12 protein-coding genes and 1 pseudogene are annotated in these 11,982 nt (G+C 51.5%); 11 read left to right on the top strand and 2 right to left on the bottom strand.

What is annotated here, in order from left to right; genetic code table 11:
* The 4 genes from AC0YNS_RS01655 to AC0YNS_RS01670 all read left to right on the top strand — a co-directional run bounded on the left by AC0YNS_RS01655 (position 1) and on the right by AC0YNS_RS01670 (position 4,430).
* Positions 1 to 984 (top strand): alpha-ketoacid dehydrogenase subunit beta, encoded by a 984-nt coding sequence (locus AC0YNS_RS01655; RefSeq protein WP_475779332.1) that lies wholly within the window; start codon positions 1 to 3, stop codon positions 982 to 984.
* A 39-nt stretch (positions 985 to 1,023) separates the two neighbouring features.
* Complete coding sequence (locus AC0YNS_RS01660) at positions 1,024 to 2,412, top strand: dihydrolipoamide acetyltransferase family protein (RefSeq protein WP_475779333.1); 1,389 nt, start codon at positions 1,024 to 1,026, stop codon at positions 2,410 to 2,412.
* A 17-nt stretch (positions 2,413 to 2,429) separates the two neighbouring features.
* Positions 2,430 to 3,152: a lipoyl(octanoyl) transferase LipB gene (gene lipB, locus AC0YNS_RS01665; RefSeq protein ID WP_475779334.1), complete on the top strand. Its 723-nt coding sequence runs from the start codon at positions 2,430 to 2,432 to the stop codon at positions 3,150 to 3,152.
* A 144-nt stretch (positions 3,153 to 3,296) separates the two neighbouring features.
* Entirely contained in the window at positions 3,297 to 4,430 is a 1,134-nt protein-coding gene (locus AC0YNS_RS01670) for a M20/M25/M40 family metallo-hydrolase (protein WP_475779335.1), read from the top strand.
* 184 nt (positions 4,431 to 4,614) lie between these two features.
* On the opposite strand, the pseudogene mciZ reads toward AC0YNS_RS01670, so the two are convergent.
* Positions 4,615 to 4,686: pseudogene (mciZ, locus tag AC0YNS_RS01675) on the bottom strand (Z-ring formation inhibitor MciZ); the annotation flags it as partial.
* 124 nt (positions 4,687 to 4,810) lie between these two features.
* Between mciZ and AC0YNS_RS01680 the strand changes: the two are divergent.
* The 4 genes from AC0YNS_RS01680 (at position 4,811) to fur (ending at position 7,868) form a co-directional block, all read left to right on the top strand.
* Positions 4,811 to 5,368, top strand: coding sequence for an NUDIX hydrolase (locus AC0YNS_RS01680; RefSeq protein WP_475779336.1), 558 nt, complete (start codon positions 4,811 to 4,813; stop codon positions 5,366 to 5,368).
* Between the two features lie 11 nt (positions 5,369 to 5,379).
* A complete protein-coding gene (locus AC0YNS_RS01685) occupies positions 5,380 to 6,594 on the top strand; it encodes an endonuclease Q family protein (protein WP_475780077.1) in 1,215 nt (404 codons plus the stop codon).
* A 65-nt stretch (positions 6,595 to 6,659) separates the two neighbouring features.
* Positions 6,660 to 7,304, top strand: a complete 645-nt coding sequence (spoIIM, locus tag AC0YNS_RS01690) for a stage II sporulation protein M (RefSeq protein WP_475779337.1) — start codon at positions 6,660 to 6,662, stop codon at positions 7,302 to 7,304.
* A gap of 99 nt (positions 7,305 to 7,403) precedes the next feature.
* Complete coding sequence (gene fur, locus AC0YNS_RS01695; RefSeq protein WP_090976842.1) at positions 7,404 to 7,868, top strand: ferric iron uptake transcriptional regulator; 465 nt, start codon at positions 7,404 to 7,406, stop codon at positions 7,866 to 7,868.
* Between the two features lie 98 nt (positions 7,869 to 7,966).
* Here the strand turns inward: fur and AC0YNS_RS01700 are convergent, their stop codons facing one another.
* Positions 7,967 to 9,265, bottom strand: a complete 1,299-nt coding sequence (locus tag AC0YNS_RS01700) for a S8 family peptidase (RefSeq protein WP_475779338.1) — start codon at positions 9,263 to 9,265, stop codon at positions 7,967 to 7,969.
* 208 nt (positions 9,266 to 9,473) lie between these two features.
* Between AC0YNS_RS01700 and ald the strand changes: the two genes are divergently transcribed.
* From ald to xerD, 3 genes are all read left to right on the top strand, one after another.
* On the top strand, positions 9,474 to 10,616 hold the full coding sequence (ald, locus tag AC0YNS_RS01705; protein WP_475780078.1) for an alanine dehydrogenase: 1,143 nt from the start codon (positions 9,474 to 9,476) through the stop codon (positions 10,614 to 10,616).
* A 119-nt stretch (positions 10,617 to 10,735) separates the two neighbouring features.
* Positions 10,736 to 10,969, top strand: coding sequence for a DUF4227 family protein (locus AC0YNS_RS01710; RefSeq protein WP_090976838.1), 234 nt, complete (start codon positions 10,736 to 10,738; stop codon positions 10,967 to 10,969).
* Between the two features lie 100 nt (positions 10,970 to 11,069).
* Positions 11,070 to 11,978 carry a site-specific tyrosine recombinase XerD gene (gene xerD / locus AC0YNS_RS01715; RefSeq protein ID WP_475779339.1) on the top strand — a complete coding sequence of 303 codons (909 nt, stop codon included), beginning with the start codon at positions 11,070 to 11,072 and terminating at the stop codon, positions 11,976 to 11,978.
* Positions 11,979 to 11,982: the final 4 nt, after the last annotated feature.

Consider the following 11,982-nt stretch of genomic DNA (forward strand, 5'->3'; position numbering starts at 1 on the left):
ATGCCGAAAATGGACTATATTGATGCGATCCGCTTGGCCATGAAAGAAGAAATGGAACGCGATGAGGATGTATTCGTGCTCGGCGAGGATGTTGGCCACAAAGGCGGCGTGTTCACGACGACGAAAGGGCTTATCGGCCAGTTCGGCGAAGAGCGCGTGTTGGATACGCCGCTTGCGGAATCCGCAATTGTCGGCGCTGCTATCGGTGCGGCTATGTACGGCATGAGGCCTATTGCTGAAATGCAATATTCGGACTTTATGTTCCCGGCTACGAATCAAATTATTAGCGAAGCGGCCAAGATCCGTTATCGCTCCAATAATGACTGGACATGCCCGCTTGTCATCCGTGCGCCAATCGGCGGCGGAATCTTCGGCGGCTTGTATCACTCCCAATGTCCGGAGTCGGTGTTCTTCGGAACACCCGGTCTTAAGATTGTAGCGCCTTACACGGCGTACGATGCAAAAGGTCTTCTGAAAGCAGCCGTTCGCGATCCGGACCCGGTTATCTATTTTGAAAACAAGAAATGCTATAAGCTAGTAAACGGTGATGTTCCGGAGGGCGATTATATCGTTCCGATCGGAGAGTCCAATGTCCTTCGCGAAGGCGATGACATTACGGTCATTAGCTACAGTCTTCCGCTTCACTTCGTGCTCGAAGCAGCCGAGGAGCTTGCAGAAGAAGGCGTCTCCACTCATGTACTCGACTTGCGTACACTCCAGCCGCTTGATAAAGAAGGCGTTCTGGAAGCTGCCCGTCGTACCGGTAAAGTGCTCATTATTCATGAAGATAACAAATTCGGAGGCATTGGCGCAGAAGTATCGGCTATCATCGCAGAAGAAATGCTGTATGAGCTGGATGCTCCGATTATGCGTTTATGTGGTCCGGACGTTCCGGCAATGCCGATTAATCCACCGGGCGAGAAATTCTTTATGCTGAATAAAGATAAAGTGAAAGAAGCGATGAAGAAGCTGGCATTATTCTAAAATCGAAGTCGCTTCGCAAAACATTTAGGAGTGGTCGGAATGAAGAAATTGACGGAAGTCGTCATGCCACAGCTCGCAGAATCGCTTGTCTCCGCAACGATCGACAAATGGCTTAAGCAGCCTGGCGATTCAATCGAGATGTATGAGCCGATCTGTGAAATTCTTACGGACAAAGTAAATGCTGAACTACCCGCGACCATTCAAGGGACGCTGATTCGAATATTAGTCGGTGCAGGCGAAACCGTACCTGTGGGCACGCCACTTTGCCTGATCGAGGTTGATGAAGAGGGAGCGGGTACTGCTGCCCCAACTGCTTCACCTAACGGAGGCAGCGTAAGTACCTCTGCTGCTTCTAACGCTCCTGCCCGAAACAACGATCGTGCCGCTGTTCGTGCTCAAGGCGCGGCGGCTGAAGCCGATGGCAATGATCATATGCGCTATCGTTACTCCCCTGCGGTTCAATCACTTGCGGCTGAACATAACGTGAACCTGTCTGCGATTGAAGGAACAGGGCTTGGTGGACGGATCACACGCAAAGATGTGCTTACTTTCGTGGAGTCCGGACGCGGTACCAGAGCGGCTGGAACAGCAGCCGGAAATGCAGGCAGCACTCAACAAACACAGCAGTCGAATAAGAGCGGCGGGGAGCAGGTTCGTTCCTCCGGCCTTCATTTGTCTGAAACGCCGCGTATTCCCGGTGTTGAAGTGCAAGGGCAGCAAGTGCCGGGCAGAAGCGAATATTTTATCGATGTTACGCCTGTTCGTAATGCCATTGCGCGTAACATGCGCCAGAGCGTCACGGAAATTCCGCATGCTTGGATGATGATGGAAGTGGATGTGACCAACCTCGTCTCCCTGCGCAACAAGTTGAAGGATGACTTCAAGAAGCGCGAAGGTGTGAACCTTACTTATCTCGCATTCTGGGTGAAAGCCGTCGTTAACGCGATCAAAGATTTCCCGATCATGAATTCGGTATGGGCCGTTGACAAAATCATCGTGAAGCGCGATATTCATATCGGCCTTGCGGTGGGTACAGAGGATGCGGTTAAAGTACCTGTCATTAAGAATGCCGATCAGAAAAATATCGCCGGCCTCGCCCGGGAAATTGAAGATCTGGCTCGCAAAACCCGTGAAGGCAAGCTGACGCTTGCAGATATGGAAGGCGGAACGTTCACCGTTAATAATACGGGGTCGTTCGGCTCGATCTTGTCCTACCCGATCATTAACTATCCGCAAGCCGCAATCGTTACCTGCGAATCCATCGTTAAGCGTCCTGTCGTAATCAACGATATGATTGCGGTTCGTTCGATGGCGAATATTTGTTTGTCGCTGGATCATCGGATCTTGGACGGCGTCATTTGCGGACGTTTCTTGCAGCGGGTGAAAGAAAATTTGGAAAGCTTCAATTTAGATACGAAGCTGTATTGAAACGGGGCTTACATGTTATGACAACGAACGTGAAAGCGATCGATATTCACTATACGCCCATGCTCGGCTACGCCGAAGCATGGGATTTACAGAAGGCATACGTCAAACAAATCGACAAGGAGGAGCGACGCGAAACGCTGCTCCTTCTTCAGCATCCGCCGACCTATACGATCGGCTCGCAGCGTCATCCGGAGCATTTGCTCTATTCGGAAGAAGAATTGGCTGCTCGCGGCATCGGCGTGTTTCAAATTGATCGCGGCGGGGATATTACGTATCATGGGCCGGGTCAGCTTGTTGGTTACCCGCTGCTTTATCTGGACGGAGCAGGCCTTGATCTGCACGGTTACTTGCGACAGCTGGAGCAGGCAATCATGGACTGGCTCGCAGGTTATGGAATTGAAACGAATCGGAAGTCGGAATATACCGGTGTTTGGGTAGGCGATGCCAAAATCGCGGCAATCGGCGTGAAGTTTAACAAAGCAAGGACTCGCCGCGGATTCGTGACGAGTCATGGCTTTGCGCTGAATATTAAAGCAGGCATTGCGCAGGATGGATTTCGAGGCATCATTCCTTGCGGCATTCAGGAATATGCGGTTACTTCCTTCGCTGATGTAACAGGCATTAACCTAAGTGTGGAACAAGCGGCACGCGAACTGCTGCCGCATTTCTGCAAACAGTTTGGTTGTGAAGTAGAAGAAGAAACCGGACTATTCGAAGATCCAGCCGATGCTAATCAGTAAAGTAGAGATCAGCATTGAAGCGATGAGCAGCCAGATGAATATTTTCATCAATCGGTTGGGACGCACGCGAGCATGCTCCTTTCGTATGGGAGATGTACAAGTCTGAGTCTATTGTAAACGAAATCAATGAACGGAGGAAAGCCGATGATTAATAACCAACGAATAATCGATGAATTTATGGCGCTTGTACAGGTAGACAGCGAAACGAAATATGAACGTGAAATTTGTGACGTGCTTACAGGAAAGCTGAAAGAGCTTGGCTTCTCTGTTGAAGAAGACGATGCGGCAAGCATCACCGGACACGGAGCAGGCAATTTGTTCGCGATGCTTGAAGCAAACGGCATTGAGCGGGCACCGACGATTTTCTTTACCTCCCACATGGATACGGTAGTGCCGGGCAAAGGCATTAAACCGCGTCTTGACGCAGACGGCTACATAAGAAGTGATGGAACGACGATTCTCGGAGCAGATGATAAGGCAGGACTTGCCGCAATGTTCGAAGCGATTCGTGTCATTAAGGAACAGAATCTTCCTCATGGTCCTATTCAGCTTGTTATTACGGTTGGAGAAGAGAGCGGTCTTGTAGGCGCGGCTGCAATCGACAGCAAGAGGCTGAAAGCGAAGTTCGGCTATGCGCTGGATTCCAATGGTCCGATTGGCGATATTGCCGTTGCTGCGCCGTCACAAGCGAAGATCACGATCAAGATTCACGGTAAATCGGCACATGCCGGCGTTAATCCGGAGGATGGCATCAGTGCGATCCAAGTGGCGGGTAAAGCGATTTCGCGCATGTCCCTTGGTAGAATTGATCACGAAACAACAGCGAACATCGGACGGTTTGAAGGCGGCGGCGCAACGAATATCGTCTGTGATTTCGTGAAGCTGGACGCGGAAGCGCGCAGCATTGTGCAGGATAAACTCGACAAGCAGGTTGAAGCGATGCGTGAAACCGTTCTGGCGGTAGCGAGTGAATTCGGCGCGAAAGCGGAGTTTGAAAGCAAGCTGATCTATCCGGCATTTAACTTCACGGACGGAGATCCGGTCGTGGAGCTTGCGAAGGCGGCAATTGAGAAGATCGGCAGAACACCGAAGCTGTTTCACTCCGGCGGCGGAAGCGATGCGAATATTTTCAACGGACATGGCGTGCCGACTGTGAATCTTGCAATCGGGTATGAGCATATCCATACGACGAATGAGCAAATTAAGGCAGAAGATTTAGTGAAAACGGCTGAGCTGGTTGTTGCGATTATCGAACAGGCCGCGGAGCTGAAGGAATAAGCTTTGCCAATATGAATAAGGGTTGCCGGCTGTAGAGTAATCTACGGCGGCAACCCTTTCTATTGTTCCGAACATGATATTCTGTCCTGTATTAACGGGTCGATTGCAAATACTCAACGAGCGTTCGTCCGGATTTACCACTGCCGTTATTCGAACCTGATTTCGAACTCGCATTGGCAAGCAGCTTCAGCTGGTGACGGATTTCCCAGGCTTTGCCGATAAGTGTCATTGAGCTTTTTACCGTGTATTGTTTCATGATTGATCTCCCCTTTTGCTATACTGATAGATAGATATGAGAGAGTTAGAGAACATATGCCTGCCGACTGGCCGAAATACAGAATTACCTAAATATCGAATTACATTAAAGGAGCCGATGACAGATGTTAGAGAAAACCGATCAATTCCGCGAGAAAACAATCAAGACTGAACCGATTTTCGATGGGAAAATCATTTCGCTGCAGGTCGATACGATAGAACTGCCTGACGGCAAAACGGCCACACGCGAAATTGTCAGACATCCCGGTGCGGCCGCCGTTCTGGCGCTAATCGATGATAAAATGCTCGTCGTCGAGCAATATCGCAAGCCGATGGAGAAGTTCCAAATCGAGATTCCGGCGGGCAAGCTGGATGCCGGTGAAGATCCGATGGTTGCGGCAGCGCGTGAGCTGGAAGAGGAAACGGGGTATCGCGCAGGCAAGCTTCGCCCACTGAGTGCGTTCTATACGTCGCCGGGATTTGCCGATGAGAAGCTGTATGTATATCTCGCAGAGGATCTTGTCAAAGGGGATAGCGCGCCTGACGAGGATGAGTTTCTGGCGGTAGAAGCAATTACGTTCGAGCAGGCGCAGCAGTATATGAAAGAAGAGCGGATCAGTGACGCGAAGACGATTCTAGCCGTCTATGCATGGCATATCTACAGGCTTACAGGAGAGATTTAGAGGTGACCACTATGAAAGCGGCTGGACAAGAAGGGAAGCTGAGCCGCGTATTTGCCGATCTTCACCTGCATATCGGGCGGACGGAGCGGGGAGAGCCGGTTAAGATAAGCGGAAGTAAGGATCTAACCTTTCGTAACATTGCCTATGAGGCGGCGGTTCGCAAAGGCATCGGACTGCTCGGTGTGATCGACTGCCACTCTCCCGGCGTTCAGCGTGATATCGAGTCCTTGCTCGATTCCGGGGAAATGACCCAAGTTAGCGGTGGAGGCATTCGCTACCGGGATACGACCATTCTCCTTGGATCCGAAATCGAGGTTCGCGATGCCGGCTTCGGCACTGCTCATCATTTGATCTATCTGCCGGACTTTGCAGAAATGCAATCGTTCACGAAGTGGATGTCCCGCTCGATGCGCAATGTGCAGCTCAGCTCCCAGCGATTATATGTGCCATCCCGAGAGCTGCAAGCCGAGGTAAAGGGACGGGGCGGGCTGTTCATTCCTGCTCATATTTTCACGCCTCATAAGAGCTTGTTCGGCAGCTGCTCGGATCAGCTTCAAGATACTCTCGATCCGAAGCTTGTAGATGCCGTTGAGCTCGGATTAAGCTCAGACAGCGAGATGGCCGGGCTCATTCCCGAGCTCGATACACTCCCATTCCTGACGAATTCAGATGCACATTCCTTATCCAAGATCGGCCGCGAATATAATGAGTTCCATCTTCAAGAGCCGTCCTTTCAGGAGCTGAAGCTTGCGCTAGAAGGCGCTGAAGGGCGGGCAATTACGGCCAATTACGGGCTGAATCCCGTCCTCGGCAAATACCATCGCACGTATTGTAAGAACTGCGGTTCCCTCGCCGAGGATACGCAGGATGCAGAGCGCTGCTTGCAATGCGGGAGTGTGAAGCAAGTACGAGGTGTATGGGATCGGATCATGGAGCTCGGGGCAAATGCGGGTCGAAGTGAGCCGGTCGTGCCTGAAGACCGACCTCGCTATATCTACCAAGTGCCGCTGGAATTTATCCCGGGCATCGGTCCGAAGACATTGTCCAAACTGCTGGATCAGTTTGCTACGGAAATGAACATTCTTCATGATGCACCAATAGAGGCGATTGCAGGGATTGCAGGCGAATCGGCGGCAGCGATTATCGCAGAAGCTCGCAATGGCTCATTGAAGCTGCAAGCAGGCGGTGGAGGGAACTACGGCAAAGTCGCAAACCGTATGCACTAAGCAGATCGTCATAGCGGCGGAGGCTTGGACATACACTGAACCATCTGGGTTTAGGGGGATATGCCATGCGATCATCCGTGCTTCAGCCGAATATGAAGGATCAGCTGACTCTTTATGTGTTCGTGTCTGTATTATTTGTCGTAGGGGTCGTGTTCGGCGCTCTGCTCGTAAATGCGTTGACATTGGATCAACAGCAGAATTTAGCAGGGGATGTGCAGCAATTCATCCATCATATTCAAGAAGGCGTCTTACAGAGCGGAAATGAGTCGTTCTGGGACCGGGCATGGTTCCATGCCAAGTGGATGATACTCATCTGGGTGCTCGGGCTGACCGTCGTAGGGATGCCGCTTGTGCTGGCGCTTGATTTTCTAAAAGGCGTGTTGGTTGGTTTTGCGATAGGAACGCTGGTGAGGCAGTTTGCGTGGAAAGGTCTGATCTTCTCGCTGGCATCCGTTGCACCGCCAAACTTACTGGCAGTTCCCGCGTTTCTCATCCTTAGTGTGTCAGCAATTTCCTTCGGACTCTATGTGGTTAAGAACCGCCTCTTAGGTCGTTTCGGAACGTTAAGCCAACCCTTGGTTACTTTTACTTCGAGCGCTGCCATGATGCTGCTAATCATTCTTGGAGCGGCGGCGGTAGAGTGTTACGTCACTCCGATGCTGCTGAAATGGGCCGCTCCGCTAATCGTCGGCGTTAGCGGTGGATTGTAATGATTCTAAAAAAAATTGACTTTGTTCGTTATGTGCACCTATAATAAAAGCAAACCGATTCCGTGATGATGGCACAAGTCAGGTATGAGGGGGGAAGCCATGGAATCCCGGATTGATAAGATTAAGCAACAGCTGCAGTCGCAGGGGTACAAGCTGACCCCACAGCGAGAAGCTACAGTTCGTGTGCTTCTGGAGAACGAAGAGGATCATCTTAGCGCGGAAGACGTGTTTATGCTCGTTAAGGACATCGCGCCTGAGATAGGATTAGCAACCGTATATCGGACATTGGAGCTGCTGAGCGAGCTGCATGTTGTGGAGAAGATGAATTTTGGGGATGGCGTTGCTCGTTACGATTTGCGGGCAGACAACAACAAACATCATCATCATCACCTTATCTGCGTGCAATGCGGCACCATGAGTGAAATATTGGAAGATTGGCTGGGGCCGCTCGAAGAGCGACTTGAGCGGGAATATGGGTTTACGGTTCTGGACCATCGCCTTGATTTTCAAGGAATATGCGTCAATTGCAAAGCGAAGAACGATGCACTAAAGGTCGAAAACTAAACACTCCCTTCTGCAGTGTTCTCAGCACTCATGCTGAGCAACACTGTCAAAGGGAGTTTTTTGTGCGCGTTTCTATGATTACTTGGTATCCGGACCTATCAGGACCTCTTCCTTCTGGATTTATGACCGGAACTGGATTTGCGCGATGCCGCTTCAGTCGATTGATCGGTGGAGGAATAAGCAGATGCCCCTCCGAGCTGCATAATCCCGTACCCTTGCGCTTTATAGGAGTAGTTGGAGATACGTTTAGCTGAAGCGCGCAGCCGCTTCGTAATCGTCGAAGGTCCTATAGAAGGATCAAGTGATTTCAGGAGCGCAACGCCGCCTGCCACGTGAGGACTGGACATGCTCGTGCCGGATAACACTTGATAGCCGCCGCCCAGCGATGTTGATTTAATATAGCTGCCCGGTGCGGTGACATCGATGCCGTAACCGCGGCTGCTATAATTTGCGACCTTCCCATTGCGGGTAGAAGCGGCAACCGCGAGTGCCGTTGAATACCGGGCAGGCTGATCAATTCGGCCTGTGCTTGTTCCGCTGTTTCCCGCCGAGGCAACGACAATAATGCCGTTTTGTCTCGCCCGCTGTACGGCTTCCTTCAGCGCGCTGCTCGTTTCGCCTTCCAGTCCGAGGCTCATATTGATGATGGGAATCTTCTTGGAGATGCACCAGTCGATCCCTTTGATAATGTCGGACACATAGCCGGCGCCGCTCGCATCCAGTGCTTTGACGGCGTACAGCCTAGCACGTGGCGCTACGCCCTGAATGATGCCATTCGCACCGACTGCCGCCGCGATGCCTGCTACATGCGTACCATGGCCGTTGTCGTCTTTGTAGGATGACCCGCCCATCGTATTGACGCCGCCGTAAATGCGGAGGTCGGAATGTTTGGCAATGCCTGTATCGATAATGGCGATTCCTGCGCCTTTGCCTTTCGTGGATGTCCAGACCTTATTCGCTTCAATTTGCGAGAGATTCCAGCCTACATTGCTTGAGGATGTATCCGAGTGCAGCTTTCCTTTGCCTGCGCCGTGCGTTCGCGAGTTTTTTCTCGTTCTCTTGGAGAGAGAAGCTATTGCGCTGATGCGGACCTTCGAGTTCTTCAATCTGGGCTTCGCCTCGAAACCATGTGCATGGAGCTTGAAATCGGGCTCGACGTAGCTGACATTCGGATGCTCGGCAAGCGATTGCAGCTGCTGGGTACGGCGGCTGTCGACGTGACAGCAGATGACGCGGTTGCGACGAATGCTCTTAACCGGTCGTATGCCGTATTTGGCAAGTTCCTTGAGACATTGCGTGTACTGCGATTGTGATTTAAATCCGATTAACTTACGCGTAGTATGGCCTGATGATCTGCCTTTTGAGCAGCTGAGCAGCAGCCGTTCAACATTTGGCAAAAGATGCTCCTCCTTTAACGATAGACTCAACTTCCAATCGGTGCAGGAACCAATACTCCAGTGTATGGAGACATTCGTACAAGGGCATGGGTAGATGCTGATACGATGGTACATATTTTCCGTTCCGCGAGAGAAAGTATCAGGGAGGACTGTCAACCCGTCCTCTGCCTGCATATGAAGAATCAAGGAGACGGAGAGGGAGATGCATATGATTATCGGCGTGCCGAAAGAAATCAAAGCAAGCGAGTATCGAGTTGCGCTTACCCCTGCAGGAGCGGGAATGCTGAAGGCTGCCGGACATGAGGTCGTGGTCGAAAGCGGTGCCGGTGAAGGGAGCAGCTTTACAGATGAAGCCTATGTGGCTGAAGGCGCCGCCATCTTGCCGACAGCGAAGGAAGTATGGGCAAAGGCCGGAATGATTATGAAGGTGAAGGAGCCGCTGCCGGAGGAATTTGGTTATTTCCGCGAAGGACTGCTGCTGTTTACGTATCTTCATTTAGCTGCCGCACCTGAACTGACGAAAGCGCTCATCGAGAAGGATGTCTCCGGGGTTGCCTATGAAACGATTCAGATGCCTAACGGCAGCTTGCCGCTGCTCACACCGATGAGCGAGGTAGCAGGCAGGATGGCGGTTCAGGTAGGCTCTCAATTCCTGGAAGCCTTCTACGGCGGCCGCGGAATATTGCTTGGCGGCGTACCCGGTGTTCCGCCTGCGGAAGTGATCATCCTTGGCGGCGGTATTGTCGGTACGAATGCTGCTCGTATTGCCCTTGGGATGGGTGCCAGCGTCGTTATTCTGGAGCGCAGCGCGGATCGGATGCGATATATTGATGAGGTGTTTGAAGGTCGCATTCGTACCTTAATGTCGAACCCCTACAATATTGCCAGCGCTGTGAAGAAGGCAGACCTCTTGATTGGAGCTGTACTCATTCCGGGTGCCAGAGCGCCGCATTTGGTCACCGAAGAAATGGTCAAGACGATGAAGAAAGGTGCCGTTATCGTGGATGTTGCCGTTGACCAAGGCGGAACGATTGCGACAATCGACCGCGTAACGACGCATAAGAATCCTGTTTATGAGAAACATGGCGTTCTCCATTATGCGGTTGCGAATATGCCGGGAGCCGTTCCGAGGACCTCTACGCTTGCGCTGACGAACGTCACAATGCCCTATGCGCTGGAGCTTGCCGGCAAGGGGCTGGAGGAAGCTGTGCGAGCGAATGAGCCGCTCCGCAAAGGCGTGAACACGTACAAAGGCCGCGTTACTCATCCACAAGTAGCCGAGGCTGTGAATATGCCGTACATCAGCATGAGTCAATTGCTCGAAAGCGTGCCTTTCGATAAACTAAGCTAGCTAGGCGCCTATGCATGATTCATCGTCCCGGCTCATAAGGTGTTGTAAAGGACAACCATTTGCCCGTCTTTAGAGGGAAAGGCTGCCCATTCTTCGCTTTAAGAAAAGGGGTTTTCGCGATGGTGGTGTCGGTTCGCAGGTGGCTGAGACGGATAATTTTTATGCTGCTGCTCTGTTTCCTCACAATTACGATGTATGGCGGCTGCAGGTTTATCGCCGTTTGGATAACACCTGAGGATCCATATCGCGTGCCGCAGGGCCAGGCGTTGAAGGTGTTTAACGAAGAACCGTTTCAGGTGGATGCAAGCAGCATTTATGACAAGCTTCGGTTATTTTACTGGTATGGTGAATAGGATGCGGGTGATTTGGCTTCCTTTGGCAGGAGATTAAGCGGCTTTGTGGAATATAGCAGGGATACTTGCTGAAGCTGTTTATCCGGGAAAGGAACGACCCATGAGAGTGCATCTGCGAACATTTATTCAGTATTTACAGGAAGGGCGGAGGCTGTCTGCCAATACAATGTCATCCTATGAACGGGATTTGTCCTTATTTCTGGATTATGCGGAGAGTCAGGGCATCTCGGTTGTGGACGGCATACAGAAACACCACCTCTCTCTCTACATGCTTCAGCTGAAGCAGCAGGGACGGGCGGTTGCGACTGTTTCCAGACATATGGTCTCGATACGTGCTTTTTTTCACTATTTAATTATGCGGCGTCATATGCAAAGCGATCCGTCGATTCATTTGGAAATGCCGAAGCAAGAGAAACGACTGCCCAAAATCGTCACGATCACGGATGTGGAGAGGCTGCTCGCCGCGCCGGATCCCGAAACAAATGCCGGTATTCGCGATCTTGCCATGCTGGAGGTTCTCTATGCAACGGGGATCCGCGTATCTGAACTTATCTCTTTAGATGATGAGCATATTAACCTGTCCATGGGCTTCATTCGTTGTATCGGTTCCACCACCAAGGAGCGGATCATTCCGCTTGGCAGCGTGGCGACTGAAGCGCTGACCCATTATCTGGAACAAGTGCTTGTGAAGCTGCGCAAGAATGATGAAACCGCTTTGTTTGTCAATCAACAAGGGGCCAGAATGACCCGGCAAGGCTTCTGGAAAATCCTGAAGAAATACGCTGCAGAAGCGGGCATCGAAGGCGAAATGACGCCGCATACGCTGCGGCATTCCTTCGCCGCTCATCTGCTGGAGAACGGCGCAGATTTACGTGCTGTGCAAGAAATGCTCGGCCATGCCGATATTTCCACAACCCAGGTGTATGTGCAGGTGACCAAGCCGCGCATTAAAGAGGTGTACAACCTGGCGCATCCGCGGGCTAGAAGTAAACAAACGAATTCGGAGTGATCAG

It is taken from the genome of Paenibacillus sp. J22FR21 (assembly GCF_056269135.1).